Origin of the sequence: uncultured Ferrovibrio sp., from assembly GCF_937960835.1 — a bacterium.
Classification (GTDB): Bacteria; Pseudomonadota; Alphaproteobacteria; order Ferrovibrionales; family Ferrovibrionaceae; genus Ferrovibrio.
This window is the reverse complement of record NZ_CALGPC010000018.1, coordinates 79,059-104,598: the sequence shown is the minus strand read 5'-3', so window position 1 is coordinate 104,598 and position 25,540 is coordinate 79,059. Positions and strand designations below refer to the sequence as shown.

The window sequence follows — 25,540 nt, the reverse complement described above, 5'->3', positions numbered from 1 at the left end:
GCCTTAATCGTCACTGCCGCCAGCGGAGGCCGGCGGATTGAAGCTGGTCAATGTGGTCGGACCGCCGAACGGCTCGGAGGACAGACGGCCGTTCTGCGGGCCGGGCTTCGGCGTCTCGCCACGTTTCAGCGCCTCCAGAATCTTGCCGGTCGACTCCTCGTCCAGATCCTCGTAGAAGTCGTCGCCGATCTGCATCATCGGCGCATTCACGCAGGCGCCGAGGCATTCCACCTCGATCACGGTAAACTTGCCGTCCGGCGTCGTCTCGCCCGGGCCGATGCCAAGATGCTTCTTGCAGGCCGCAACCACCTTGTCGGAGCCGCGCAGCCAGCACGGCGTCGTCGTGCAGACCTGGATGAAGTTCTTCCCGACCGGTGCCAGGTTGTACATCGTGTAGAAGCTGGCGACCTCGAGCACGCGGATCACCGGCATGCCGAGCATCTCGGCGATGTAGCGGATCGCCGCCTGCGGAACCCAGTTGTCGTGCTGACGCTGGGCCAAGTCGAGCAGCGGCATGACCGCGCTCTGCTGGCGGCCCTGCGGATACTTGGCGATGATCTTCTTCGCCAGCTCCAGATTCTCCGGCGTGAACTCGAAGCTCGCCGGCTGCTGCTCGGGGGGTGCGATATGGACGCCACTCATCGATCGATCTCCCCGAACACGATATCCATGTTACCGACGATAGAGACGGCGTCGGCCAGCATATGCCCCTTCGACATGAAGTCGGTGGCCTGCAGATGGGCAAAGCCCGGCGCATGGATGCGGCACCGGTACGGTTTGTTGGTGCCGTCCGAAATCAGATAGACGGCGAACTCGCCCTTCGGCGCCTCGACGGCGGCGTAGGTTTCGCCAGCCGGCACGTGGAAGCCTTCGGTGTAGAGCTTGAAGTGATGGATCAGCGCTTCCATCGAGCGCTTCATCTCGCCACGCCGCGGCGGCACGATCTTGCGGTCGTCGGACGAAACCGGGCCGCCTGGCATCGTCTCGATGCACTGCTTGATGATCCGGGCACTCTGGCGCATCTCCTCGATGCGGCACAGATAGCGGTCGAAGCAATCGCCGTTCTTGCCGACCGGAATATCGAAATCGTACTTCTCGTAGCCGTCGTAAGGCTGCGACTTGCGCAGGTCCCAGGCAACGCCCGAGCCGCGCAGCATCACGCCGGAGAAGCCCCAGTCCATCGCATCCTTGGCGCTGATCACGCCGATATCAACGTTGCGCTGGCGATAGATGCGGTTCTCGGTCAGCAGGCCTTCGATATCATCGATCACCTTCAGCATGCGCGGCAGGTAATTGATGATGTCCTCGTCCATGCCTTTGGGCATGTCCTGGTGCACGCCGCCGGGACGGAAATACGCCGCATGCATGCGGGCGCCCGAGACCCGCTCGTAGAACTCCATCAGCTTCTCGCGCTCTTCGAAGCCCCAGAGCGCCGGCGTCATCGCACCGCAATCGAGCGCATGCGTGGTGACGTTGAGCAGATGGTTCAACAGGCGGCTGATCTCGGCAAACAGCACGCGGATCGCCTGACCGCGCGCCGGCACTTCCAAGCCGAGCAGACGCTCGGTGGCCAGCACGAAGGCGTGCTCCTGGCTCATCGGCGCGACATAGTCGAGCCGGTCGAAATAAGGCATCGCCTGGAGATACGTCTTGTATTCGATCAGCTTCTCGGTGCCGCGATGCAGCAGGCCGATATGCGGATCGCAACGCTCGACGATCTCGCCATCCAGCTCCATCACCAGGCGCAGCACGCCGTGGGCCGCAGGATGCTGCGGCCCGAAATTGACCATGTAGTTGGCAATCGTGACTTCGGCCATCTTAGGACTTGGCCCCCTCGCCCGCCTTCTCGTCGCCCGGCAACACGTACTGGGCGCCTTCCCACGGACTCATGAAATCGAAACGGCGGAATTCCTGCGTCAGCTGCACCGGCTCGTAGACCACGCGCTTCTGCTCGTTGTCGTAACGCACCTCGACATAGCCGCTGAGTGGGAAGTCCTTGCGCTGCGCATGACCCTCGAAGCCGTAATCGGAGAGGATGCGGCGCAGGTCCGGATGGCCGGAGAACATCACGCCATACATGTCCCAGGTTTCGCGCTCGAACCAGCCGGCGGAAGAGAAAACGCCGGTCACGGACGGCACCGGCGTCTCCTCGTCAGTCTCCACCTTTACGCGGATGCGCTGGTTCAGCTTCAGGCTGAGCAGGTGATAGACGACGTCGAAACGCTTGGGCCGCTCCGGCCAGTCGACGCCGCAGATGTCCATCAGCTGGGCGAACTGGCAATTGCCATCGTCGCGCAGGAAGGTCAGCACCTTGGTGATGCGCTCGGCGGGAACGCGGATCGTCAGCTCGGCCTTGGCGACGCTCCATTCGAGCACGTCAGCTCCAAGGCTGGCCGCGATATGCTCGCCAAGCTCACGCAGCGCCTGCTCCTGCTTGTGCACGAGCGTCTTCCTATCTGGGGCAGTGGTCTCGGTCATACTCGCCGTCCTCAGCGCACGCGTCAGCGCGCAATCGTTCCGGTGCGCCAGATCTTCTTCTGCAATTGCAGAAGACCGTAGACCAGCGCCTCGGCAGTTGGCGGACAGCCGGGGACGTAGACGTCGACCGGAACGATGCGGTCGCAGCCGCGCACCACCGAGTAGGAATAATGGTAATAGCCGCCGCCATTGGCGCAGCTTCCCATCGAGATGACGTAGCGCGGCTCGGCCATCTGGTCGTAGAGCTTGCGCAGCGCCGGCGCCATCTTGTTGGTCAGCGTGCCGGCGACGATCATCACGTCGGACTGGCGGGGCGAAGCGCGCGGCATCGAACCGAAGCGGTCGAGATCGTAACGCGCCATGTAAGCGTGAATCATCTCCACGCCGCAGCAGGCCAGGCCGAAGGTCATCGGCCAGAGCGAGCCGGTGCGCGCCCAGTTTGCCAGCTTGTCGAGCGTGGAGATCACCACGCCCTTATCGGCCAGCTCGTCGGAGATATCCTTGAAGAACGTGTCCTGCGGGGAACCGGGCTGGACCAGATTGCTGGCCGACATGCCGGGGGCGCCGGGCAGGCCCGCCGCCTGAGGCTTGGTCATGGCGCCGTCGCTCATTCCCATTCCAGCGCTCCCTTCTTCCACTCATAAATAAAGCCGATGGTCAGAACGCCGAGGAAAACGACCATCGACCAGAAACCATACACACCGACCTCACCCAGCGAGATCGCCCAGGGGAAAAGGAAGGCCACTTCCAGGTCGAAGATGATGAAAAGGATGGCGACCAGATAGAAGCGGACGTCGAATTGTTTGCGCGAATCGCTGAACGGCTCGAAACCGCATTCGTAAGTCGAATTCTTTTCAGGATCAGGGGCGCGCTTGGCGGCCACGAAGGGCAGCAGGGCCAAGACCACAGCCAGTACGATTGCTAGGCCGAGAAAAAGCAGGATCGGCAGGTATTCCCGTAGCAGGGCGTCCACGGTCATTCCCCTTCCATAAAAAAAGCGGTCTGCTTTGGAGAGGCCCACCCCTCCCCGAAGCCGTGGCTGTTCTAGCCGGTTCTCTCTGGCGCTGCAACACGACCATTCGCCAAAAATTGCCGCAAGTGGCCGCCCCGGAACCGATTTTCGCCCTCGCTTGCGGCCGGCTGTCAGCCCTGCCTGAAGGCAGCAAAGCATGGATTTTTCTGGCGCGGAGTGCGCTGCGGCGCGTCGTGAAGCATGATGCCCGATTACCCGCAATACTGCTTTCGGTTCCTTCGCCGGCCGAAGGCTCTAAACGGAAACGCGCGGCACGCGTTCATCCGAACCACCATACGCGACGGACTTTTCCAGGTGCCGAGTCGGTCAGCCGCCGATGCGCCGTATCAGATGGCGCTCGTTACTGTTTGTTGTGATGGGATTTTCGGGATACCGGCGGGAGTGGCGAGAGTGACGGGACTTGAACCCGCGACCTCCGGCGTGACAGGCCGGCGCTCTAACCAACTGAGCTACACCCCCGCGGCAGGCGGCGGTTTACCCTCCGCCGCCGCCGAAGTCAAGCACAGGTCAGCCGAATTATGCAGCCGCGAAGCCGCTTAGATCTTCCAGCCGTTGCGCGGGCCGTTCATTGGCCTGTTTTGAGCGCCGCAGAACCAGGTTTTGCAGCTTCCGGAAGGCCTTGGTTTCGATCTGGCGCACGCGTTCCTTAGTCACGCCAAGCCGGCTGCCAAGCTCTTCCAGCGTTGTTTTCTCGTCCTTGAGCATGCGCTCGACGATGATGAGCTGTTCGCGCGGGCTCAGTTCCTTGAGCGATTCCACCAGCCATTCATGCCGCAGGCCGCCATCCATCTTCGTGGTGACGATTTCCTCCGGATTCGGATTGGGATCGGCCAGGAAGTCCTGGAAGGCGTCGCCGCCCTCTTCGCCGCCCACCGTTTCGTTCAGCGAGTGGTCGCGTGCCGCCAGGCGCTGAGCCATCGCGGCGACATCGGCTGGGGACACCTTGAGCGCCGTGGCGATCTCATCCCGCGTGGCATCGTCCAGCGTGATCGTGCCGCCACCGGCTCGTTCCAGCTTGGCGCGCAGCCAGCGAAGGTTGAAGAACAGCGCTTTTTGGCCCGCGGACGTGCCGGAGCGTACGATCGACCAGTTGCGCAGCACGTATTCCTGGATCGACGAGCGAATCCACCAGGCGGCATAGGTCGAGAACCGCACGCCGCGCTCGGGGTCGAAGCGGTTCACGGCCAGCATCAGGCCGACATTGCCCTCCTGGATCAGGTCAGGCATCGGCAGGCCGTAATTGCGGAAGCGCGCCGCAGTCGCGACCACCAGCCGGAGATAGGCCGAGATCAGCTTCTGCATGGCGGCATGCTCGCCGTTGTTGCGCCAGCGCCGGGCGAGGTCGAGTTCCTCCTCCTCGCTCAGCATGGCTTTACTCATGACGGTCGACAGATAGCGCCGGTCGGCGCCGTCCAAAGTCCGGGATGTACGCTCGGGGGCCATATTTTGCTCTCCCTCCATCGACTTTTACCCGCTGCTGTTCTAGGTTGGGTTCTTGAACGGCAGCCGGGCGGGGCTGGCTAAGTGGTATCGTGTCGATACGATCCCAAGGTTACTCCCCTCCTTCGTGGGCCGACAAGGATTTAATTTCGAGTCGATACAAAACCGTGATGCCGGTCACACCTCTCTCTGAGATCCTGACGAACGGGGAAAAAAGCCCGGTCGCTCAACGGGTTATCCTCCTCCTCGACCGCCTGTCGCGGCTGACCCGCGAGCTGCAATTCGTCGATGGCCTCAATCCCGCCCAGTGGGAAGCGCTGCGCTACATCGCCCAGGCCAACAAGCTGTCCCGCTCGCCCACCGCGCTCGCAGAATATCTCGGAGCCACCAAGGGCACGGTGTCGCAAACCCTAATCGCCCTCGAAGGCAAGGGCCTCATCACCCGCTGCAAGAAATCCTGCGACCGCCGCCAGGTGGAGCTCTGCCTGACTGAAGCCGGCGAAGCGATGCTGGCCAAGGATCCCATGCAGACGCTGGAGCGTGCCGCCACCGAGATGGCCGACGATCTGGGACCGCAGCTCGTAAAGGGCCTCACCCGACTGCTGCACGACCTGCAGACCCACCACAAGATCATGGAATTCGGCGTTTGCCAGGATTGTTCCCTCTTCTGCCTCCAGGACGATGGCGAAACCGGCGTCTGCGGCAACAACGGCCAGACGATCGACGCGCAAGAGAAGACCAAGATCTGCGTCAACTACAAAGCGGCGAGCTGAACCGGCCTCCCGCCGCCTTTCCGAAGCGATTGACGTCACGTCACCGCTTGCACGGCTGCTTTCCCCGACCTAGCGTTGAGCGCCTGCCGCCCCGCTGAGCCTCTCCTGATGAGCCTCACCAGAACTGGGAAACGTCGAATGAAATTCACTGGCACTGAATCTTACGTCGCCACGAACGACCTCAATGTCGCGGTCAACGCGGCCATTGCCCTGGAACGCCCGCTGCTGGTGAAGGGCGAACCCGGCACCGGCAAGACCGTGCTGGCCATCGAGATCGCCAAGGCGCTGAACGCGCCGCTGCTCACCTGGCATGTGAAGTCGACCACCAAGGCACAGCAGGGGCTTTACGAATACGACGCCGTCTCGCGCCTGCGCGACAGCCAGCTTGGCGACGAGCGAGTGAAGGACATCCGCAACTACATCAAGAAGGGCAAGCTGTGGGAGGCCTTCACCTCCGACGTTCGCCCCGTTCTGCTGATCGACGAGATCGATAAGGCCGACATCGAGTTTCCGAACGACCTGCTGCTCGAACTCGATCGCATGGAGTTCTTCGTCTACGAGACGGGCGAGACGATCAAGGCCAAGGTGCGCCCGATCATCGTCATCACCTCGAACAACGAGAAGGAGCTGCCGGACGCTTTCCTGCGCCGCTGCTTCTTCCACTACATCCGTTTCCCCGATCGCGAGACGATGGAGCAGATCGTCGAGGTGCATTATCCGGGCATCCAGAAGACGCTGGTGCGTGATGCGCTCAACATCTTCTACGACATCCGCGAAACGCCCGGCCTGAAGAAGAAGCCCTCGACCTCCGAACTTCTGGATTGGCTCAAGCTGCTGATGGCGGAAGATCTGCCCCCGGAGGCGCTGCGTACCAAGGAGCAAGGCAAGCTGATTCCGCCTTTGGCCGGGGCACTGCTGAAGAACGAGCAGGACGTGCATCTGTTCGAACGTCTCGCCTTCATCGCCCGCCGCGAGCGCGGCTGAGCCTGAAGCGGACCGGAACGCGAGGCCGGCATGTTCATCACCTTCTTCCTCGAACTGCGCAAAGCCAAGGTTCCCGCGACCTTGCGGGAATACCTGACGCTGATCGAGGCGATGGAAAAGGGCGTGCCGGAATACCGGGTGGAGGATTTCTACTACCTCGCCCGCGCCACCCTGGTGAAGGACGAGCGCAACCTCGACAAGTTCGACCGCGTCTTTGGGCAATGCTTCAACGGCCTGGAATTCATCGGCGCGGGCAGCGAGATCACTGCCGAGATTCCGGAGGAATGGCTGCGCAAGCTGGCCGAAAAAGTCCTGACTGAAGAGGAAAAGCGCCAGATCGAGGCGCTGGGCGGCTGGGACAAGCTGATGGAGACGCTGAAGAAGCGTCTCGAAGAGCAGAAAGGCCGCCACCAGGGCGGCAATAAATGGATCGGCACTGCCGGCACCTCTCCCTTCGGCGCCTATGGCTATAATCCGGAAGGAGTGCGCATCGGCCAGGACAAGTCGCGCAACCGCCGCGCCGTGAAGGTCTGGGACAAGCGCGAATACAAGAATCTCGACGACAGTGTCGAGATCGGCACGCGCAACATCAAGATCGCCCTGCGCCGCCTGCGCAAATTCGCCCGCGAAGGCGCCGAGCTCGAACTCGACCTGCCCGACACGATCAAGTCGACGGCCGCCAATGCCGGCTATCTCGACATCAAGATGGTGCCCGAGCGGCACAACAAGGTGAAGGTCCTGCTGCTCTTCGATATTGGCGGCTCGATGGACGACCATATCCGCGTCACCGAGGAGCTGTTCTCGGCCGCGCGCGCCGAGTTCAAGCATATGGAGTTCTTCTACTTCCACAATTGCGTCTACGAGAAGCTGTGGAAGGACAACCGCCGGCGCCACACGGAGTTCATCCCGACCTGGGAAGTGCTGCGCACCTATCAGCACGAATACAAGATCATCTTCGTCGGCGACGCGACCATGTCGCCATACGAAATCGTGCAGCCCGGCGGCAGCGTCGAGCACTGGAACGAGGAAGCCGGCTCGGTGTGGATGCAGCGCCTGCTGGACACCTATCCGAAGGCGATCTGGCTCAATCCGGTGCCGGAGAAATACTGGGATTACACCCCATCGGTGCAGCTCATGCGGCAGATCATGGGCAACCGCATGTTCCCGCTCACGCTCGACGGCATCGAGCGCGGCATGAAGGAACTGAACCGCTAGTTAGATGATGACCGCTTCGGCCGGTTCCTCGACGCGCTCGCGGGCCGGTTCGATCTGGAAGCCTTCGCGGGGCGGCAGCCGCAGCTGCATCGCCCCGATCGCATATTCCAGATTCGGCGCCGGCACTTCGTAGAGCCGGCCTTCGATCCAGCGATGCGCCGGATGGGCGAAACTGCCCGCATCGGCGCCGAGATCGGGATTGCGCACCAGCACCCGCCAGGTGCGATAGCGACGGTCCACCACATCCACCAGCGTCGCGGTGTAGCCGAGCGGCAGATCCTCCTCGCGATGGCGCCGCTGCAAGGCTTCCAGATCCGCCTCGGCGCGCTGCAGCTGCCCTTTCAGATCGGCGATCTCCTCGCGCATCGTCTCGATCATCTGTTCGGACGTTTCCGCCTGATGGGCGATCTGATCGCGCAGCGCGCTCAGCTCGTCGGCCTGCAAGCGGATGCGGTTCCAGGCAACATGCGAACGCTCGCCCAGCAGCAGGATGATCATCACCGCGATGCCGATATTGGCCGCCAATGCCAGAAAGCCGACGAATTCGGAGAGCGAGGCGTCAAACATCGCTCATCCTCAGCTTGCCGTCGAAGCGCCGGATCACCATGATCTCGGACAGTGCGCCGAACACCTTCTTGCTGCGCAGCCGCGCCATTTCCTCGTCTTCGTTGCCCCAGATGATCAGCCGCGCCGCGCGCCGGCCAGGAAACGGACAGACGGTCGAGCCCGGCCCGCTGAACATCTCGTGCATCTCCGGCCCGATCGCCTTGATGTACCAGCCCATCTGGCGTGGCCGCGGAATGCCGATCTCGTAGATCACAATGTTGTTGGGATCACTGAACTCGATTTCCTTGGCGAGCTTTTCGCCATAAGCGCTCTGTTTTTCCTGCAGCTTCAGCTCAAGCGCGGCTTTTTCCTCAAACAGCGCGTTATGCTCGCCGCTTAAGCCGACGAGCTTTTCGCGCATGTTCTCCGCTTCCTGCGCCAGGCGTTCGATTTCGAACTTGCCGCGGGCGTAATTCTTCACAAAGCGCTCAAGGCTGCTGGCGCCGAGCGAAACGGCAAAGAACATCAGCAGCGACGGCAGCAGCGCGTAAACAACGTCGGCGAGTTCCATAAAGGCGACCATTCAACCTCGTGACTTTCCAGCCGTCACTGTCAGGCAAAGCCGGAGCCAAATCAACGCCGTTTTACGGTAAACGCCGGGTGAATCTGCAAACCGGGACAGCGATTCGCGCGATCCCCTCGCCCAAGCAAAAAGGCCGGGGCAGAACCCCGGCCTTTGCAGCCGCCCAAGGGGCGGAGAAAGTAGCGGTAAGTGATCAGCGCTTCGAGAACTGGAAGCTGCGGCGGGCCTTCGGCTTGCCGTACTTCTTGCGCTCGACCACGCGCGGGTCGCGGGTCAGGAAGCCCTGAGCCTTCAGGGCCGGACGCAGCGCCGGCTCGAAATAGGTCAGCGCCTTGGAAATGCCATGCCGCAGGGCGCCCGCCTGGCCCGACAGGCCGCCGCCGGAAACGGTGGCGTAGATGTCGAACTGGCCGGTGCGGTTGGTCACCACGAAGGGCTGCTGCAGCAGCATGCGCAGAACGGGGCGAGCGAAATAGGTGGTGCTCTCCTTGCCGTTCACGATGAACTTGCCCGTGCCGGGCTTCAGCCAGACGCGGGCGACCGCGTCCTTGCGCTTGCCGGTGGCGTAGGCGCGACCGAACTTGTCCAGCTTGCGCTCGCCGGTGCCCTGGGCAGCGGCGGGAGCGGCCTTGCCGGCGAGATCGCTCTTGCTCAGATCAGCGAGTGTACGTGCCTCGGCCATGATCAGTCGTTCCTCTTATTCTTCGGATTGAGCGCGGCCACATCCAGCTTCACGGGCTGCTGCGCCTCGTGCGGATGGTTCGGGCCCTTATAGACCTTCAGCTTGGTGAGCTGGCGGCGGGCAAGCGGGCTTTCCTTCGGCAGCATGCGCTCGACGGCCTTGATGATGACGCGCTCAGGGAAGCGGCCATTGAGGCCCTCGCCGATGGTGCGGCCCTTGATGCCGCCCGGGTAGCCGGTATGCCAGTAGAAGGTCTTCTGCTGTGCCTTACGGCCGGTGACGCGCACCTTCTCGGCGTTGATCACCACGACATGATCGCCGGTATCGGCGTTCGGGGTGAAGATCGCCTTGTGCTTGCCGCGCAGACGCATGGCGATCAGGGAGGCAAGCCGTCCCAGCACCAGGCCCTCAGCGTCGATCAGCACCCACTTCTTGTCCACTTCGGACTCTTTAGCGTTGTAGGTCTTCATCGCACTTCCTAACGGGTAGAAGCCCGGGAAAGGCCATAAGGCCGTGCCACGGGCGGATCGGCGCGCACTATGGCGATTTCGCGCGCATAGTCAAATGCAATCCGCACAGAATTTCAAAGATTTACAGAGCGGTACTATAATACCAATAAACGATATTAGTAATTTCAACAACTTAAGTAAAAATACAGAAACTTACGCCATTCTGCCTACGCGGCGTGATATCAATGATTGCGGTGATATCAAATTGAGCCTTTCTGCACCGTTTCGCATCGTTGGGAACCGATTGAGCCCGTTTCAGCCCGTTTCAGCCCGTTTCGACTCGTTTGGATCCGTTCTGGCTCGTTCCCTGACCGTTTCAGCCTATTCCGCTCCGTTTGAAATGCTTCTGGCCCTGCCCACTTAGACACAGGGAATGCAGCCCCCTGCCGTGCCTAAGGTCCATCAGAACATGATGGGAACGAGGCGGCTCGATCAAACCTTCGTCGCGCCTGCTTATCCGCGCCAGCTACTTCTTCGCCGGGGGAATCGAATAGGTCAGAGTCGCATGGGCCACCGGATCGTCCCCGCTGCCATCCGACAGCAGCGTGATCTCGGCGACCGCCAGGCTCTTGCCCAGTTTGAGCATGGTGGCCTCTGCCGTCAGGCTGTGGACGCCCGGCTTGCGCAGGAAGTTGATGTTCAGATTCGTCGTGACCGCCAGCGCCACTGGGCCGATCAGGCCCAGGATCAGCAGATAGGCAGCGCAGTCGGCCAAGGTCATCATCGTGGGGCCAGAGACGGTGCCGCCGGGGCGCAGATGGCGCTCGTCGATCGGCATGCTGAGCCGCAGCTTCTGCCCGTCCCACGAATCGATACGAAACTGCGACGAGCGCATCTGCGGAAATTCCCGGTCCAGAAAAGCAGCCAGTTCGGCCTTGTCCATCTTCATGCGCTGCGGCCCTCCCCTTATTTCCGCTTAGCATCGCGGCGGACAGACGAAAAGTCCGGCCGTTACGTAAGATGGCGAAAAGCCGGGCGAAAATTTTGCTGACGGGACTTGCAGTTCGAAGCGCCTGTCGCTAGGTTGCGCGCCGCACTGATCCCAGGTAGCTCAGTGGTAGAGCAGGCGGCTGTTAACCGCCCGGTCGGGGGTTCGAATCCCTCCCTGGGAGCCATTCTCCCCAAAAGTCAGACACCTTCGGTTTCGGACGGCTCCGGCCAGCGTCATTCTGCCGCGCCGGGCATGTGCGGCGGTTTACTAATATAGTAAGCCTATTGGTAGAGCGTGCGCCGGTTCTGCCGCTGCGGGGGGAGCCGGACCGTTCTTCGGGAGCTTTCGCTTATCCGCTTCGGGGTTGGGTTGCTGACATGTCGACCGTCCTTCTGATCCTTGCCTTCTTCCTGATTGGCGTCCCCGGCGTGGTCTTCGTCATCCTTCAGGCGATCGCCGCGCATAAGCGCGCCAACCTCGCCTATGACTGGAGCCGCAGCGAGATCGCCCGCCGCACCCAGCGGGCGCACGAGCTCGAAATGGCCATCGGCAAGGAACGCGACACCATCGGCCGGCTGATGAAGGATGTTGCGGCACTGACCGCCCAGCGCAGCAAACTGGAAGCCATGCTCGAACAGAGCAAGTCGCAGCAGCAGTAAGCGCTGCGGCCAAGGGGCCCCCCTCGGTGCCCCACTTTTCAGTCTCCCACTATGTAATCCGCCAGGCTGTAGCAGTGGCTCGCCTGATAGGCATTCCGCCCGCGGTTCATATGCGTCAGGTTGAACCGGCGGATGGCACGCAAGGCACGCGGATTTGCCAGGAATTTACGGATCGATGCGGAGCCGCGGATTTTGACGACAAAGATATCGTCCCCGCGCGGGAAAAAATAACTGATGTCCTCCGGCTCCGCCACACAACCTTCGAAAAAGGCTTCGTCCAAGCTGTTCTGTCCCAGGGAATGATCGGTGGTAAAATCGGAGAGATGCACGATGCATCTCGCGCGGATGCCCTCGCCGTCTGCATAGATCGTGAAAAGCTCCATCCAGCTCGCATTGACCCGGATAAGCGGTCTGTCGGTGGTCGATGGCAGGCACGATACGGACCAATAGTGACGCTCGGTCTGCCGTGGCACGGGAACGCAGCTCTGGCCATAGATCCGGAGGATATCCAGAACCTCCGGCGCCTGCGAACGGCGCAGCAGCTTCTGGAACCGCGGAACGTATTTGAAGCGTAACTCTGGCGACTCCGCGCGCTCACCAGTATCGCGCAGGCTTATCTTTCCTTCCATCCAATCGCGCTGCTGTTCCAGATCAACGAACTGGCGCAGCCCCTTGAGGCTGCGGCGGCGACAGGAACCTCTGTCAGATGCCATGCAAATCCTGCGCTCTATGTCTCACCGACTTATCGGTGTCGCTCAACAATATAGAGCGCAGACTGCAAAGTTATGCTAGCAGTTTGGTTGCCGCCTTTTCCTGCTCCGCTGCGCTGAGCAGTTCGCGGCCGATTGCGCGGGCCCGCGCCAGATGAATGGCGGGGTCTTGCGTATCCGCTTCCAGCAGCATTTCCGAGCGCACGACGCGCGCACCGCAATAGTCGAAGATTCCATGCTCGATCTGGGTCTTCATGGCGGTGTCGTAGCCATGCCGCGCATAGAGGCCGGCATCGGCGCCGCCGATGGCGACAAGATGAACCGTCAGGCGCTGCAGCTTCTTGGTCGTGCCGCTGCCTGGCCGCTCGTCATAGGCCCAGCCATTGGAAAAGACCCGATCGATCCAGCCCTTGAGCAGCCCCGGCATCGACCACCAGTAAACCGGATAGACCAGCACCAAGGTATCGGCGTGGTCGATCCGCGCCTGTTCGGCCGCGACATCCGCAGGCGGCCCTCCCATCCGGCGATGCACCGCGTAATCGGCAGCACCGAAGCGCGGATCGAAGCCTTCCGCGGCAAGGTCGGCGATCTCGGCGCTATGGGCGGGATTGGCTTCCGTGACGCCGGCCGCGATCTCGCGGGCGATGCTGTTGGTCAGCGAGGCGGGATTCGGATGCGCTGTGACGATCAGGGCGTGCATGAGGCCTAACTCCTTGTGTGAACTGGAATTTCGAGGCATGCTTTTATATACTTTTAGTAAGTTACTTTTGGTATATAGGGATGGGAAAAGCCAAGGCAAGCAGGCAGACCGGCAAAACCGCGCGGCGGCGCCTGTCGCGCGACGAGCGGCATCGGCAGCTCATGGAGATGGCCTGGACGCTGATCCGCGAGGAAGGCAGCGATGCGCTAACGCTTGGCCGGCTGGCCGAGCGCTCGGGCGTGACCAAGCCTGTGGTCTACGATCATTTCGGCATGCGCGCTGGCCTGCTGGCGGCGCTGTATCGCGAATTCGATGTGCGCCAGACCGAACTGATGGACGCAGCCCTGGCGGCGAGCGCGCCGACCTTGGATGACCGCGCATCCGTCATCGCCGCGGCCTTCGTTGATTGCGTGCTGTCGCAGGGCCGCGAGATCCCCGGCGTGATCGCTGCCCTGGCCGGATCGCCCGAACTGGAAGCCGTCCGGCGCGAATGCGAGGCGGTCTATCTGGAGAAATGCCGCGCCGCCCTCGCCCCCTTCGCCGGTCCGCGCGGCATCACGCTTGCGGGGCTGCGGGCAATGGCGGGCGCGGCTGAAGCGCTTTCCGATGCCGCCGCCAACGGCGAGATCACGCCGCAGCAGGCGAAAGACGAACTGCGCGCGGTGATCATGGCGATGGTGCAGCGGCAATAACGCCGCTTCACGGGATCAGCGCTTCCTCAGGCCGGGATCGTAGCGATCCGTCATTGTATCGATACATCTGGGCACTTGCCTTGGTCTGCTGAACGAGACCAAGCTGGCGTCATGCTTGGCGACATCAATCTTCCGCTCATTCTTCTCGCCGCCCTTCTGGCCACCGGCAGCCCCGGTCCGGCGACGCTGGCAATTGCCGGCGCGTCGATGAAATCGGGCCGCAAATACGGCCTGGCACTGGCATCGGGCGTCAGCACCGGCTCGCTGATCTGGTCCGTGGCGGCAGCCTTCGGTCTTGGCGCGGCGATGCTGGCCAATGCCTGGGTGTTAGAAGCGATGCGCTATTGCGGCGCGGGCTACCTCCTCTACCTCGCCTTCAAATCCGCCAGGTCGGCGATGAAGCCGGACGAACTGAAGCCGGGCGAACTGAAGCCGCGCGAGGGCGTCTATCTGTCGCTCAAACGCGCCTATGCGAGCGGGCTTGCGATCCATCTGACCAATCCGAAAGCCATTCTGTTCTTCGGTTCGCTCTATGCCGTAGGCATACCGCCGCAGACCCCGCCGCAGGCACTGGCGATAGTGATCCTTGCCGTGGCGATCCAGAGCACGCTGATTTTCCATGGTTATGCGCTGCTGTTTTCCAGCGCGCCGACAATCAGGGGCTACATGCGGCTGCGGCGCTGGTTCGAAGGCGTCTTTGCCGTCGCCTTCGGCGCTGCGGGCCTGAAGATTCTCACCACGCGGCTTCAGTAAGAATGCTTCGGGCCGGCTGAGCGGCCCGAAGCGATGTCGGTTCAAACCGTTTCCATCTTCCGCGGCGCGCTTGTGGGCGTGCGCAGAATCTTGATCAGCGCGGCCAGTTCCTGATCGGCAAGGCCCGCCCGCTGCGCCTGCCGCAGCCAGCCATTCATCATGCGGGGCAGTTCCGTATTGAGCCCCAGCGATGCAGAAATCTGCTGAATGCGGGCCACGGCCGGGATCGAGATGCGCAGCGGGCTTTCCGTCACCGTGAAGTCGTCTGACTGGATCGCCTTGCTTTCATGCTCGAAGAAAGCGCCAAAGCTTGGCGACATGACGTTGACCAGTCTGCCATAGACGGCGACATCGATGCCGACGGTCTCGGCGATCCGCGCGCCATGCAGGAAGCCGGCATAGGCGCCGTAGACGTAGGACAAGGTCGCCAGATCCGCCGCAGCGGCGGCTTCAATCCGCTCGCCGAGATAGACGATGTTGCCGCCGAGGATTTTCAACGCAGCCTCCGCCTCCGCGAAGACGGCCTGCTGGCCGCTGACAAGGATCGGCGTATCCGGCTGGCCCATCTGGCTTGGCGCCGCCTGGATCGCGCCATCGAGATAGCGGCCGCCATGGGCTTCGACGAAGCTGGCGGCGCTGCGCGCATCCTCCGGGCTGCCGGTGCCGAGATTGATGATCAGGCGGCCGTGCAAGGCTGGGGCTGCTCCCGGACTGGCGAGGATTGCGTCGGCGGCGGCGTGGTCGAAAACGATAAAGAGCGTCAGCGGACTGGCGGCAATTGCTTCGGCTGGCGTCACAGCCAGCTTTGCGCCGCGCTTGACCAGGGCTGCGGCCTTCTCCGCGCTGCGGTTCCACAGCGTCACCGTCCTGCCCGCCTTGAGCATCAGATCGGCAAGCGCAACGCCCATTTGCCCAAGGCCGACAATCGTCACATCTGTCATTGATAGTCTCCTTTTTGATGTGGAGACGCTCAACTGGGGCCGCTATATCCCCTCCGACAAGTACGGACCAATTTGTCAGCTACGCACCGGCAGGTATGTAACGGCGGGAAACATGGCGAAAAAAACTTATGCCTGCGGCATCGGCCCCTCGTTTGAAGTGATCGGCGGCAAATGGAAGGCCGTCATCTTATGGGAATTGCGCGATGGCAGGCTGCGTTTCGGCGAATTGAAGCGCCGCGTGGAAGGCGCCAGCGAAAAGGTGCTGATCCAGCAATTGCGCGAGCTGGAGCGCGACAAGCTGATCACCCGCCATGTCTACCGTGAGGTGCCGCCGCGGGTGGAATACGAACTGGCCGAATGGGGGCACAGCCTGAACGCAGCTCTAGCACCGATGGCCGACTGGGGCGAGGCCTATGCCAAGGCGACCGGGCGCTATCCGGCAGAGCCGCTGCCCGAGCAGACGGTATCCCGGTAAGCGACTTATGGAATCGAACCAATCCGCCCACTGTTGCAGTTGAAATCACATCTTAAACTTTAGTCTGAAGAACTCTGCTAAGACCAAGGGCGGCGCCGCTGAACCACATTCTCCGATCCTGGAGCGGTTGAATAACATTTACCCGCTACTCTGGAAAATTCGCGCTAAAAATCCAATTTTTGTCGCAGCGGACGCGTTCCGGCTGTGCTGCGGTTACGCTAGAATGCGCCCCTCCAAGGAGATGATGGCTTTGTCGAACGGCTCGATCAGATACGCCGATGACGTAGGCGACGACCGCCACGACGGTCCGCGTCCGCCCCAGGCCAGCGCCTGGAAGGTGCTGATCGTCGACGACGAACCCGACGTGCATTCGCTGACCAAGCTGCTGCTGCGCAACTTCAACTACCGCAAGCGGGGATTGCAATTCCTCAGCGCCTATAGCGCGGCGGAAGCGCGCGAGCTGCTGCGCAATAACCCGGACACGGCCCTCGTGCTGCTTGACGTGGTGATGGAGACCGAGCATGCCGGGCTCGCGCTGGTCGATTACATCCGCAACGAACTCGGCAACAAGTCGGTGCAGATCGTCGTGCGCACCGGCCAGCCCGGCCAGGCGCCGCCGCTGACCGTGATCTCGAACCACGGCATCAACGATTACAAGGAAAAGACCGAGATCACGCAGCAGAGCATGATTCTGACGGTCGTGAAGGCGCTGCGGCTCTATGAGGATTTCCTGCCGAGCTACATCGCTGCGGCGAAATTCGCGCACCTGGCCGACCGCGCACGCGCCGGCGCCGATGACCGCGAATTGCTGCGCAGCCTGCGCCAGGAACTGGAGAATGCCGACGAGATCGCCATACCGCGTCCGCCGGCGGAAGAGCCGCCCGATCCGCGTCTGGCGGCGCTTACCGAGCGTGAGCGTGAAGTGCTGAAATGGGTCAGCCAGGGCGATTCCAACAAGGCCATCGCGATCCGGCTCGGCGTGCAGGAAGTGACCGTGAAGGCGCATCTGCGCCAGATCTTCTCCAAGCTGCAGGTCTTCAACCGCACCCAGGCGGCATCGCTGGCGCTGCGCCTGCTGGAGCGCGAAGCCGAGACGGCGGCGCGCTGACGCTTGCTGTCACGGTTACCGTCACGGCCGAGCGGCGCGTCCGCATTCGGTCACTGCGAGAACTTTGCGAAGACCGCGCATCTCCATTAACTACCAGGTCCATGCAGTATTTCTTTTACGGCACGCTTTGTGATCCCGATATCCGCCAGTTCGTGCTGGGCTACCGGCCCAGCCCGCGGCAATTGCGGGCGGCGGTGCTGACCGGCTTCCGCCGCAAGCAGGTGTGCGGCCGCAGCTATCCCATCCTGGTGCCCTCGCCGGGCAGCAAGGTGGATGGCCTGCTGTTCGCCCCCGCCCGCGCCGAGGATGCCTTGCGCCTCGCCGCCTATGAGGGGCCGGAATATCTGACGCGCGCCTTGCCGGTGCGTCCCGTTGGCGCCGCCGGGTCATGCCGCGCGTTTGTTTTCCTGCCTGCGCGTGACGCCACGGGCGAGCCTGCCTTGACGCCATCCCATGGCGACTGGCGTTTCGAAACCTGGCTGCGCCGCCATAAAACCAGCTTCCTCTCCAGCCTCCAGAATCAGGGCCTGTTTCCATGCGCCAACCCGTGAATACCAAGCTGCAACCCATGCCGGTGGAACTGATCCGCCAGGAAGGCGTCTTTCGCGGCCATCTCAAGGTGGATGAGCTGATCCTCCGACACGGCCTGTATGCCGGGGGCATGAGCGATGAGATCAGCCGCGAGGTGATCTGGCGCCGCGATGCGGTGACGGTGATCCCTTACGACCCCAAGCGCGACGAAGTCGTGCTGATCGAACAATTCCGCGCCTCGGCGCTGTTCAACAACGATCCCGCCTGGATGGTGGAAATCGTCGCCGGGCTGATCGAGGATGGCGAAGACATCGAGGATGTCTGCCGCCGGGAGCTGAAGGAAGAAAGCGGACTGGAAGCCATCGGGCCGCTGATCCCGATCAACATGGTCTATTCGACGCCCGGCTTCTGTTCGGAACGGTTCTACATGTATTGCGCCCAGGTCGACGCCTCTCAGGCCAATGGCGTCTATGGTCTGAAAGACGAGCATGAGGATATCCGCGTCTTCGCCCTGCCCTTCCAGGAAGCCTTTGCCCAGTGGGAAGCTGGGAAAATGCCGAACTCGCCGGCCACCATCGGCCTGCTGTGGCTGGCGGTATACCGCGACCGACTGCGCCAACGCTGGGAAGACCCCCGCGGGTTGCGACCCTAACCCCCCCTCGGTATAGGATGGTTCCGGGGAGAGATTTTTCGGCCTGGACCCACCATATCGAGCCCGTCATGGATATCCGCAAAGACTTCATCGACAGTATCGGCAAGACCCCGCTGATCCGCCTCCGCCGCGCTTCCGAGATGACCGGCTGCGAGATTTACGGCAAGGCGGAATTCATGAATCCGGGCGGCTCGGTAAAGGACCGCGCCGCTCTGTTCATCGTCCAAGATGCCATCGCCAAGGGCCAACTGCGCCCGGGCGGCACCATCGTGGAAGGCACGGCCGGCAATACCGGCATTGGCCTGGCTTTGGTCGGCAATGCGCTCGGCTTCAAGACCGTGATCGTCATGCCGGAAACCCAGAGCCAGGAGAAAAAGGACATGCTGCGGCTCTGCGGCGCCGATCTGCGCCTAGTGCCCGCCGTGCCCTATAAAGACCCGAACAACTACGTGAAATATTCCGGCCGCCTGGCCGAGGAACTGGCCAAGACCGAGCCCAACGGCGCGATCTGGGCGAACCAGTTCGACAACGTCGCGAACCGCGAAGCGCATTACCGCACGACGGGTCCCGAAATCTGGGAGCAGCTCGACGGCAAGATCGACGGCTTCACCTGTGCGGTCGGTTCGGGCGGCACCTTCGCCGGCGTGCTGATGGCGCTGAAGGAGCGTAATCCGAAGGTGCAGGTGGCGCTGGCCGATCCGATGGGCGCCGCTCTGTATCACTATTACAAGCATGGTGAGCTGAAGGCCGAAGGCAGCTCGATCACCGAAGGCATCGGCCAGGGCCGCATCACGGCGAACCTGGAAGGCATTACGCCGGACGAGGCCTTTCAGATCCCTGACGAAGAAGCCCTGCCGGTGGTGTTCGATCTGCTGCGCTATGAAGGCCTCGTGCTGGGCGGCTCGACCGGTGTCAACGTGGCGGCGGCAATCCGGCTGGCCAAGCAGATGGGCCCGGGCCACACGATCGTCACCATCCTGGCCGATGGTGGCGCGCGCTATCAGAGCAAGTTGTTCAATCCGGAGTTTTTGCGCAGCAAGAACCTGCCGGTCCCGAGCTGGTTGGAGTGAAAGTAGAGTGCGATGACCGAGTTGCTGTTTCGTGAGGATGCTTATCTGCCCCAGTGTCAGGCGGTGATTACCGCCATCGACGAGCGCGGTTTCCAGACCGACAAGACGGTGTTCTATCCGCTGGGCGGCGGGCAGCCGGGCGATATCGGGCGTCTGGTGCTGGATAGCGGCGAGGTCGTCGAGATCACCGACACCGTGAAGGGCGATGGCCCCGATGGCGTCATCCACAAGCCGGGCGCGGGCAGCGCCGCGCTGAAGGTCGGCGCCACCGGACGGCTGGAAATCGACTGGGAACGCCGGCACCGGCTGATGCGCATGCATACCTGCCTGCATCTGCTCTCTGCGCTGGTCCCCTTCCCCGTTACCGGCGGGCAGGTCGGCGATGGCAAGGGACGGCTCGATTTCGACATGGCCGACAGCATCCCCGACAAGGAAACGCTGACCGCCAAGCTGAACGAGCTGATCCAGGGCGATCACAAGGTCACGGCGCGCTGGATCAGCGATGAGGAACTGCTCAGCAATCCCGAACTGGTGAAGACAATGGCGGTGAAGCCGCCGATGGGATTGGGGCGCGTACGCCTGGTCGAAGTTCATGGCGTGGACAAGCCGCTGGACCTGCAGGCCTGCGGCGGCACCCATGTGAAACAGACCGGCGAGATCGGTCTGGTGACAGTGCGCAAGATTGAAAACAAGGGACGGCAGAATCGCCGCGTCAATATCGAATTCGCCGCCTGACGAATGTGGCTCCAGGGAGTGTTTTCATGGATTACGTGAATGCCGATGCGCTGGTATCGACCCAATGGCTGGCCGATCATCTGACAGCGCCTGACCTGCGCATCGTGGATGCTTCCTGGTATCTGCCGCACATGAACCGCAACGGCAAAGAGGAATATGCTGCGCAGCATATTCCCGGCGCCGTTTATTTCGACATCGACGAAATCTCCGACACCGACAGCAACCTGCCCCATATGCTGCCGAGCCCGGAGAAATTCGCGTCCCGCATGCGCCGGCTGGGCATCGGCGACGGCAACCGCATCATCATCTATGACGGATCGGACAACCACCTCTCCGCCCCGCGCGCATGGTGGATGTTCCGCGTCTTCGGCCATGAAGATGTCGCCGTGCTGAATGGCGGCCTGAAGAAATGGATGGCCGAGGGCCGTCCGGTGGAGGACCTTCCGCCGCTGCCGCGTGAGCGTCATTTCACCGCGCGGCGCAACGACCTGCTGGTGCGCGACGTCGATCAGATGCGCGCCAATCTCACCAGCCATCGCGAGCAGGTACTGGATGCGCGCAGCGCCGGCCGCTTCAACGGCACTGAGCCCGAGCCCCGCCCCGGCCTGCGCGGCGGTCACATCCCCGGCTCGCTCAACGTGCCGGCCTCCATGCTGACTGATCCTAAGACCGGACAGTTCGCATCCGCCGATGCGCTGCGCGGGATTTTCGAAAAAGCAGGCCTCGATCTCACCAAGCCTGTTACCACCACTTGCGGCTCCGGTGTGTCAGCCTGCGCTCTTGCGCTCGGCCTGCATCTGCTCGGCCACCGTCAGGTTGCCGTCTATGACGGCTCCTGGACGGAATGGGGCGGCCGCCCCGATCTGCCGGTAGAGCGGTAAGGCCGGAGCAATGGCAGAGGCGCCGCAGACCGGCAACGGAACGGTAGAACCGGCAGTCTTCCGCCTGCCGCCGGCGCAACTGCAAAGCGACGGCCGCTACAACGTCACCGTCGTCTATCTAGAAATGACCAAGGCACCACCCGAGACGCCCAATCCGCCGCCTCTGGTACCGAAACTGGCCCTGATGAAGCTCGACCATCCTACGGTGAGCTTCTACCGCTATCTCTACGAAGCGGTGGGCCGCGCCTGGCATTGGGTGGACCGGCACCGGCTGAGCGACGTTGCCCTGTCGCAGATCATCAACGATCCGAAAGTCGAAATCTGGGTGCCGTATGTCGGCGGTGTGCCGGCTGGCTATATCGAACTGGATCGCCGCGACGAAGCCAACAGCGAGCTGAAGCCGATCAACATCGCCTATTTCGGCCTGATGCCGGAATTCTTCAGCCGCGGTCTTGGCCCATGGCTGCTGCGCTGCGGGATACGCCAGGCCTTCAGCTATGGCACCAGGCGGCTGACGGTGAATACCTGCAACCTGGATCATCCGGCAGCATTGCCGCTGTATCAGAAGCTTGGCTTCCGCCCCTATCAGACGCGCGAAGCGCTGTTCGACCCGCGTTGGTAATTAATACAAAGCTGTTGCGGCGAATTCGGCCCTGCCTGCTTGAGCATCCAGGCCGAGCTCAAGGCGTTAAGCAGCATCTCCACGTCATAAGGCTTGTGCACGACCTTGCAATGCAGCCAGGACTGCAGCAAGCCGGTGCGGCCATAACCGGTGGTGAAGACAAACGGGATACCTCCATTCTGCAGGCGTTCGGCCACCGGGAAGATCAGATCGCCGCCGACATTGACGTCCAGAATCGCCATATCCGGCTGATGGCGGTTCAGCGTCTCATCAGCCTCCGCGACACTGGCCGCAAGCCATATGGCGGAGCAGCCGAGATCGCTTAAAACCTGCTCGATCATGAAGGACACGATAGCCTCGTCCTCAACGACGAGGATTTTCAATCCCTCCAGGGAGGCACTGGATAAATCGAACCGTGCCATATCGTTGTTGCCTGTCGAGCGAATTCCCATCGCTGATCTACCGGCTAGTGATTTTCGGCCGCTGGGGTTGCCGCCAGCGGAATGTTTATGGTGCAGCGAAGCCCGCTCGGCTCATAGGCGATGACGGCATCGCCTTTCAGTTCAGCGGCTACGCCTCGTTCAATCAGACGGCTTCCAAAGCCACGCCTATGCGGCGGCCGCACCTCCGGCCCGCCGGATTCCTGCCATACGGCCTGAAGCATATGCCCGGTTTCGCTTTCCCGGGTAGTCCATTCTATGTCGATCGCTCCTGTCTCTGCCGACAGAGCGCCATACTTTGCGGCATTGGTCGCAAGTTCATGCAGAATCATGGCGAACAGCGGCGCCGCCCGCGGGGTAAGCCGAACGGGCATTCCTGCCAGGCGGATGCTGTTTCCGCTGTTGCTGTAGGGCTCGAGGATATTCTCGATCAGGGTTTTCAGATCGGCATTCGTCCAGCCCGAAAAGGTCAGCAACGTATGCGCCTTGCTGAGGGCAAAGAGGCGTCCGTCAAAGATCCGGCAAGCCTCGCTGGGCAGGCCGACGCCCCGAAACGTCTGCACGGCCAGCGATTGCACAGTGGCCAGCGTATTCTTGACGCGATGATTGAGCTCGTCGATCAAAACCTTCTTGCGCTCTTCCGCTTGTTTGCGTTCGCTGATATCGACCAGCATGTTGACGGCGCCGGTGATCGTTCCATCGGCATCAAATAGCGGCGTCGGATAGGCAATGAACGGCACCCGCGTTCCATCCGGCCGTTCAGTGATGGCTTCCTCTCCGCGGATGGCGCGACGCTCCCTGATCGCAACCGCCATCGGGCATTGATCATGCGGCAAGGCTTCGCCATCGGGCCTGTAGATGCGCCAGGAACCGCACCACCGGCTTTCTCCGATCACCGGCGTAACGCCCCAGAACACCTTGGCGGCGGCGTTGTAGAAGGTAATGCGGCCTTCCGCATCTGTGGTGTAAACAGCCGCCGGAAGGCTCTCCAGCAATTCGCGGAACCAGCGTTCGCGCTCGCGCAGATCATCCTCCGCCTGCCTGTGGCGGCTGGCGTCATGGAAGCAATTGATGGCACCGACGACATTACCCCCGGCATCTTCCACCGGATCGATGAAAGCAAGCACGATGCTGCGTGAACCATCCGGGCGCTCGACAATCAGTTCCTTGCCGCGCAGGGGCTGGCCGGTTCTTAGAACCTGCGCCATCGGCGCTTCATCAGGCGGCAGCTCACTGCCATCGATTTCATAGAGTTTATGGGCGCCGCCGAACCGCGTCTGACCGTCTTCCAATTGCGGAATCCGTCCCCAGATCTGCACGGCATGGCGATTGAACCAGCAGATGCGGCCGTCCGCGTCACAGGCGTAAACCGCGATCGGCAGCATGTCGACGAAGCGCGGCGGCGTTTTGAGCACAGCTTCGCTGCCATCGAATTGCTTGGCGAAGGCTAAGTGCGGCCGGGACATTTCCACTTCACTCATCACACCTCCGCCGCATCGCGGCTGCGAGTCGATTGTGCACGGTGTTCGTGTGTTAAACCCACATCCAGGCAATTTGGAGGCAGAAAAAATCGCTCTGCCGTTTGGATGCGGGAGCTTTGGCGCGGCAATACCCGCGCAGCGGGCCAGCCGTGCCAGGCTTAAAGATCGGCCTGGCGTTTGACCCGCTGGTAATGCCGGCGCGCTTTGGCGCGATTGCCGCAGGCCTCCATCGAGCACCAGCGGCGGCGGCGATTGGGGCTCGTATCGAGAAACAGCCAGCCGCAGCCCGGGCCGGCGCAGCGGTGAATGCGATCCAGATGATCGGAGGTCAGCAATTCGGCCGCGAGATGTGCCAGCCGAATCACCGGCACCTGCAAGCCTGCCGCCGCTTGCCGGCGGACCCAGGAATAACCGCCGTTTTTCGGCGAAACCTGCAAGGTGGCCGGCGCCGCAACGAGCAAGCTATTCACGCAGGTCAGATCATCATCCGCCGGGTCCTGCCCGGTCTTGGCTGCAGCCAGCAGCCGGTAGACTGCTTCCCGCAAAACCTTGGCCTGCTCCAGCACGGCATTCGCCGCTGCTGCATCGCGGATCGCCTCGGCTGCCAATGCCTCGGCTTCTTCCGCGCCGACCAGATTGAGCCGTCTTGTCCAGGCAAGCAGCGCATCGTAGGAAACCAGCAGTTCCACGGGGCCGCCGGCTTGCGCTTCACGGTCGCGCCAGTCGAGCGTGTTGATGAAATCGAGGACCGGATGGCCCCCGAGAAGCTCGATGGTCAGAACGCGCAGCGGCTGGGTCATACTAACCAGCATACTGGTTGACTGAAATACCGCCAAGTCCTAGCTTCCCCGCCATGCCAGACGCAATTCAACAGGTGGAGCCGCAAAACTCCGCGCCTCCCAGTTTTACCCGCTCCGGTGTGTGGCATGGCATGCGGCTGACGGTGCCTTTCAGCATCAGCGCCTTTCCTTTTGGCGTGGCCTTCGGTGCGGCAGCGGGCGCCGTGATGCCGCCGGGCGACGCTACGCTGATGAGCGCGCTCGTCTTTGCCGGCAGTGCGCAATTCGCCGTGCTGGGCTTATGGACGATGCCCCTGCCGCTGGTGGCCCTCACCCTCACCGCCTTGCTGGTCAATGCCCGGCATGTGGTGATGGGAGCAGCGCTGCATCCCTTCTTCGCTGGATTGCCGCGGCGCTGGGTGATGCTGATGGCCGCCGGGATGACCGATGGTGGCTGGGCAATCACCATGCAGGAAGTCACGCGCGGGCGGCGCGATCTCGGCATCCTGGCCGGAACCATCATCATGCAATGGCCGGTCTGGGTCGGCGGCACCTTGCTGGGCGCCCTGATTGGCAGCGCCGGCCTTGATCCTAAGCGCTGGGGCCTGGACGTCCTGATTGCCGGCGTCTTCGCCACCACGGTGATTGGACTGTATCGCGGCCGCGGCGACATTCTGCCCTGGCTGGCGGCCATCGGCGGCACCGCAGGGGCCCTGCTCTGGCTGCCGGGCAACTGGTACATCCTCATCGGCGGCGCCTGCGCCGGGCTGGCCGGATTGTGGCGCCATGACAAGTGACCTGATCGGCCTGAACTGGATCTCCGTCGCGGCGATTGTCGGGATGGCCGTTGTCACCCTGGCGACGCGGCTTGGCGGCTTCTGGCTGATGGGCAATGTCACCATCACGCCGGGGATCGAGCGCTTTTTGCGTCACATGGCGGGTGGCGTGCTGGTCGCCATCGTCACGGCTGCGGCCATGAATGGTGACGAGGCGATGTGGGCCGGTCTTGCGGCCGCCATCGCCGCCATGCTGATCCTGCGCAAGCCGATGACGGCCATCGCCCTCGGCATGGCGATTGCCGTAGGCTTGCGACAATTCCTGATCTGAACCCCGCGCCGCCCTACGCGCCGATCTAAT

Annotated in this window: 34 protein-coding genes and 2 tRNA genes; 18 read left to right on the top strand and 18 right to left on the bottom strand. The window is 62.4% G+C overall.

The window, feature by feature from the left end:
• Nucleotides 1-3: 3 nt before the first annotated feature.
• From nuoE to Q0603_RS17935, 7 genes are all read right to left on the bottom strand, one after another.
• Entirely contained in the window at nucleotides 4-642 is a 639-nt protein-coding gene (gene nuoE / locus Q0603_RS17965; RefSeq protein WP_298728285.1) for an NADH-quinone oxidoreductase subunit NuoE, read from the bottom strand.
• Nucleotides 639-1,817, bottom strand: a complete 1,179-nt coding sequence (locus Q0603_RS17960; RefSeq protein ID WP_298728283.1) for an NADH-quinone oxidoreductase subunit D — start codon at nucleotides 1,815-1,817, stop codon at nucleotides 639-641. The genes nuoE and Q0603_RS17960 overlap by 4 nt, the downstream gene beginning before the upstream one ends.
• Nucleotide 1,818: 1 nt before the next feature.
• Nucleotides 1,819-2,478, bottom strand: coding sequence for an NADH-quinone oxidoreductase subunit C (locus Q0603_RS17955; protein WP_298728281.1), 660 nt, complete (start codon nucleotides 2,476-2,478; stop codon nucleotides 1,819-1,821).
• A gap of 23 nt (nucleotides 2,479-2,501) precedes the next feature.
• Nucleotides 2,502-3,074, bottom strand: coding sequence for an NADH-quinone oxidoreductase subunit B (locus Q0603_RS17950; protein WP_298728374.1), 573 nt, complete (start codon nucleotides 3,072-3,074; stop codon nucleotides 2,502-2,504).
• 11 nt (nucleotides 3,075-3,085) lie between these two features.
• Nucleotides 3,086-3,451, bottom strand: coding sequence for an NADH-quinone oxidoreductase subunit A (locus tag Q0603_RS17945; RefSeq protein ID WP_298728372.1), 366 nt, complete (start codon nucleotides 3,449-3,451; stop codon nucleotides 3,086-3,088).
• Nucleotides 3,452-3,893: 442 nt separating this feature from the next.
• Nucleotides 3,894-3,970, bottom strand: a tRNA-Asp gene (locus Q0603_RS17940).
• A gap of 57 nt (nucleotides 3,971-4,027) precedes the next feature.
• Nucleotides 4,028-4,954: an RNA polymerase factor sigma-32 gene (locus Q0603_RS17935; RefSeq protein ID WP_298728279.1), complete on the bottom strand. Its 927-nt coding sequence runs from the start codon at nucleotides 4,952-4,954 to the stop codon at nucleotides 4,028-4,030.
• Nucleotides 4,955-5,121: 167 nt separating this feature from the next.
• On the opposite strand from Q0603_RS17935, the gene Q0603_RS17930 reads away from it, so the two are divergent.
• The 3 genes from Q0603_RS17930 to Q0603_RS17920 all read left to right on the top strand — a co-directional run bounded on the left by Q0603_RS17930 (nucleotide 5,122) and on the right by Q0603_RS17920 (nucleotide 7,923).
• Complete coding sequence (locus Q0603_RS17930; RefSeq protein WP_298728277.1) at nucleotides 5,122-5,724, top strand: MarR family winged helix-turn-helix transcriptional regulator; 603 nt, start codon at nucleotides 5,122-5,124, stop codon at nucleotides 5,722-5,724.
• A gap of 138 nt (nucleotides 5,725-5,862) precedes the next feature.
• Nucleotides 5,863-6,708: a MoxR family ATPase gene (locus Q0603_RS17925; RefSeq protein ID WP_298728275.1), complete on the top strand. Its 846-nt coding sequence runs from the start codon at nucleotides 5,863-5,865 to the stop codon at nucleotides 6,706-6,708.
• 30 nt (nucleotides 6,709-6,738) lie between these two features.
• Complete coding sequence (locus tag Q0603_RS17920) at nucleotides 6,739-7,923, top strand: VWA domain-containing protein (protein WP_298728273.1); 1,185 nt, start codon at nucleotides 6,739-6,741, stop codon at nucleotides 7,921-7,923.
• Here Q0603_RS17920 and Q0603_RS17915 read toward each other — a convergent pair whose 3' ends face one another.
• From Q0603_RS17915 to rplM, 4 genes are all read right to left on the bottom strand, one after another.
• A complete protein-coding gene (locus tag Q0603_RS17915; RefSeq protein WP_298728271.1) occupies nucleotides 7,924-8,490 on the bottom strand; it encodes a hypothetical protein in 567 nt (188 codons plus the stop codon). It abuts the gene before it with no gap.
• On the bottom strand, nucleotides 8,483-9,052 hold the full coding sequence (locus Q0603_RS17910) for a hypothetical protein (RefSeq protein WP_298728270.1): 570 nt from the start codon (nucleotides 9,050-9,052) through the stop codon (nucleotides 8,483-8,485). The genes Q0603_RS17915 and Q0603_RS17910 overlap by 8 nt, the downstream gene beginning before the upstream one ends.
• Before the next feature lie 193 nt (nucleotides 9,053-9,245).
• The gene (gene rpsI / locus Q0603_RS17905) at nucleotides 9,246-9,734 is read right to left on the bottom strand and encodes a 30S ribosomal protein S9 (protein ID WP_298728269.1); all 489 of its coding nucleotides are present in this window, start codon (nucleotides 9,732-9,734) and stop codon (nucleotides 9,246-9,248) included.
• Between the two features lie 2 nt (nucleotides 9,735-9,736).
• The gene (gene rplM / locus Q0603_RS17900) at nucleotides 9,737-10,204 is read right to left on the bottom strand and encodes a 50S ribosomal protein L13 (RefSeq protein ID WP_298728267.1); all 468 of its coding nucleotides are present in this window, start codon (nucleotides 10,202-10,204) and stop codon (nucleotides 9,737-9,739) included.
• A gap of 94 nt (nucleotides 10,205-10,298) precedes the next feature.
• Between rplM and Q0603_RS17895 the strand changes: the two genes are divergently transcribed.
• Entirely contained in the window at nucleotides 10,299-10,607 is a 309-nt protein-coding gene (locus Q0603_RS17895) for a hypothetical protein (RefSeq protein ID WP_298728265.1), read from the top strand.
• Between the two features lie 102 nt (nucleotides 10,608-10,709).
• Here Q0603_RS17895 and Q0603_RS17890 read toward each other — a convergent pair whose 3' ends face one another.
• On the bottom strand, nucleotides 10,710-11,132 hold the full coding sequence (locus Q0603_RS17890) for a PaaI family thioesterase (protein WP_298728263.1): 423 nt from the start codon (nucleotides 11,130-11,132) through the stop codon (nucleotides 10,710-10,712).
• Nucleotides 11,133-11,283: 151 nt separating this feature from the next.
• Between Q0603_RS17890 and Q0603_RS17885 the strand changes: the two genes are divergently transcribed.
• Together Q0603_RS17885 and Q0603_RS17880 are read left to right on the top strand one after the other, a co-directional pair.
• Nucleotides 11,284-11,358 (top strand) — tRNA-Asn (locus Q0603_RS17885).
• A gap of 193 nt (nucleotides 11,359-11,551) precedes the next feature.
• The gene (locus tag Q0603_RS17880) at nucleotides 11,552-11,833 is read left to right on the top strand and encodes a hypothetical protein (RefSeq protein WP_298728261.1); all 282 of its coding nucleotides are present in this window, start codon (nucleotides 11,552-11,554) and stop codon (nucleotides 11,831-11,833) included.
• A 38-nt stretch (nucleotides 11,834-11,871) separates the two neighbouring features.
• Here the strand turns inward: Q0603_RS17880 and Q0603_RS17875 are convergent, their stop codons facing one another.
• Nucleotides 11,872-12,546, bottom strand: a complete 675-nt coding sequence (locus Q0603_RS17875; RefSeq protein WP_298728259.1) for a hypothetical protein — start codon at nucleotides 12,544-12,546, stop codon at nucleotides 11,872-11,874.
• Between the two features lie 70 nt (nucleotides 12,547-12,616).
• Nucleotides 12,617-13,243, bottom strand: a complete 627-nt coding sequence (locus tag Q0603_RS17870) for an NAD(P)H-dependent oxidoreductase (RefSeq protein ID WP_298728258.1) — start codon at nucleotides 13,241-13,243, stop codon at nucleotides 12,617-12,619.
• 80 nt (nucleotides 13,244-13,323) lie between these two features.
• On the opposite strand from Q0603_RS17870, the gene Q0603_RS17865 reads away from it, so the two are divergent.
• Both Q0603_RS17865 and Q0603_RS17860 read left to right on the top strand, forming a co-directional pair.
• Nucleotides 13,324-13,935, top strand: a complete 612-nt coding sequence (locus Q0603_RS17865) for a TetR/AcrR family transcriptional regulator (RefSeq protein ID WP_298728256.1) — start codon at nucleotides 13,324-13,326, stop codon at nucleotides 13,933-13,935.
• A 111-nt stretch (nucleotides 13,936-14,046) separates the two neighbouring features.
• Nucleotides 14,047-14,688 (top strand): LysE family translocator, encoded by a 642-nt coding sequence (locus Q0603_RS17860; protein WP_298728254.1) that lies wholly within the window; start codon nucleotides 14,047-14,049, stop codon nucleotides 14,686-14,688.
• Nucleotides 14,689-14,729: 41 nt separating this feature from the next.
• On the opposite strand, the gene Q0603_RS17855 is transcribed toward Q0603_RS17860, so the two are convergent.
• Nucleotides 14,730-15,629 carry an NAD(P)-binding domain-containing protein gene (locus Q0603_RS17855; protein WP_298728252.1) on the bottom strand — a complete coding sequence of 300 codons (900 nt, stop codon included), beginning with the start codon at nucleotides 15,627-15,629 and terminating at the stop codon, nucleotides 14,730-14,732.
• 112 nt (nucleotides 15,630-15,741) lie between these two features.
• Between Q0603_RS17855 and Q0603_RS17850 the strand changes: the two genes are divergently transcribed.
• The 8 genes from Q0603_RS17850 to Q0603_RS17815 all read left to right on the top strand — a co-directional run bounded on the left by Q0603_RS17850 (nucleotide 15,742) and on the right by Q0603_RS17815 (nucleotide 21,703).
• The gene (locus Q0603_RS17850; RefSeq protein WP_298728249.1) at nucleotides 15,742-16,104 is read left to right on the top strand and encodes a helix-turn-helix domain-containing protein; all 363 of its coding nucleotides are present in this window, start codon (nucleotides 15,742-15,744) and stop codon (nucleotides 16,102-16,104) included.
• A 223-nt stretch (nucleotides 16,105-16,327) separates the two neighbouring features.
• A complete protein-coding gene (locus Q0603_RS17845) occupies nucleotides 16,328-17,212 on the top strand; it encodes a response regulator transcription factor (protein ID WP_298728247.1) in 885 nt (294 codons plus the stop codon).
• A 101-nt stretch (nucleotides 17,213-17,313) separates the two neighbouring features.
• On the top strand, nucleotides 17,314-17,763 hold the full coding sequence (locus Q0603_RS17840; RefSeq protein ID WP_298728246.1) for a gamma-glutamylcyclotransferase family protein: 450 nt from the start codon (nucleotides 17,314-17,316) through the stop codon (nucleotides 17,761-17,763).
• Nucleotides 17,748-18,395 (top strand): NUDIX domain-containing protein, encoded by a 648-nt coding sequence (locus Q0603_RS17835; protein ID WP_298728244.1) that lies wholly within the window; start codon nucleotides 17,748-17,750, stop codon nucleotides 18,393-18,395. The genes Q0603_RS17840 and Q0603_RS17835 overlap by 16 nt, the downstream gene beginning before the upstream one ends.
• A gap of 68 nt (nucleotides 18,396-18,463) precedes the next feature.
• A complete protein-coding gene (locus tag Q0603_RS17830) occupies nucleotides 18,464-19,465 on the top strand; it encodes a cysteine synthase A (protein WP_298728241.1) in 1,002 nt (333 codons plus the stop codon).
• 12 nt (nucleotides 19,466-19,477) lie between these two features.
• On the top strand, nucleotides 19,478-20,200 hold the full coding sequence (locus tag Q0603_RS17825) for an alanyl-tRNA editing protein (RefSeq protein ID WP_298728239.1): 723 nt from the start codon (nucleotides 19,478-19,480) through the stop codon (nucleotides 20,198-20,200).
• Nucleotides 20,201-20,226: 26 nt separating this feature from the next.
• Complete coding sequence (sseA, locus tag Q0603_RS17820; RefSeq protein WP_298728237.1) at nucleotides 20,227-21,081, top strand: 3-mercaptopyruvate sulfurtransferase; 855 nt, start codon at nucleotides 20,227-20,229, stop codon at nucleotides 21,079-21,081.
• A 10-nt stretch (nucleotides 21,082-21,091) separates the two neighbouring features.
• Complete coding sequence (locus Q0603_RS17815) at nucleotides 21,092-21,703, top strand: GNAT family N-acetyltransferase (RefSeq protein ID WP_298728235.1); 612 nt, start codon at nucleotides 21,092-21,094, stop codon at nucleotides 21,701-21,703.
• Here the strand turns inward: Q0603_RS17815 and Q0603_RS17810 are convergent.
• The 3 genes from Q0603_RS17810 to Q0603_RS17800 form a co-directional block, all read right to left on the bottom strand.
• Nucleotides 21,667-22,125, bottom strand: a complete 459-nt coding sequence (locus Q0603_RS17810; RefSeq protein ID WP_298728233.1) for a response regulator — start codon at nucleotides 22,123-22,125, stop codon at nucleotides 21,667-21,669. The two genes, Q0603_RS17815 and Q0603_RS17810, sit on opposite strands and share 37 nt — an antisense overlap.
• 44 nt (nucleotides 22,126-22,169) lie before the next feature.
• Nucleotides 22,170-23,624 carry an HWE histidine kinase domain-containing protein gene (locus Q0603_RS17805; protein ID WP_298728231.1) on the bottom strand — a complete coding sequence of 485 codons (1,455 nt, stop codon included), beginning with the start codon at nucleotides 23,622-23,624 and terminating at the stop codon, nucleotides 22,170-22,172.
• A gap of 158 nt (nucleotides 23,625-23,782) precedes the next feature.
• On the bottom strand, nucleotides 23,783-24,424 hold the full coding sequence (locus Q0603_RS17800) for an ABATE domain-containing protein (RefSeq protein WP_298728229.1): 642 nt from the start codon (nucleotides 24,422-24,424) through the stop codon (nucleotides 23,783-23,785).
• A 131-nt stretch (nucleotides 24,425-24,555) separates the two neighbouring features.
• Here Q0603_RS17800 and Q0603_RS17795 point away from each other — a divergent pair, with 131 nt between their 5' ends.
• Both Q0603_RS17795 and Q0603_RS17790 read left to right on the top strand, forming a co-directional pair.
• A complete protein-coding gene (locus tag Q0603_RS17795) occupies nucleotides 24,556-25,200 on the top strand; it encodes an AzlC family ABC transporter permease (RefSeq protein ID WP_298728227.1) in 645 nt (214 codons plus the stop codon).
• Nucleotides 25,190-25,510, top strand: a complete 321-nt coding sequence (locus tag Q0603_RS17790) for an AzlD domain-containing protein (protein ID WP_298728225.1) — start codon at nucleotides 25,190-25,192, stop codon at nucleotides 25,508-25,510. The genes Q0603_RS17795 and Q0603_RS17790 overlap by 11 nt, the downstream gene beginning before the upstream one ends.
• Nucleotides 25,511-25,540: the final 30 nt, after the last annotated feature.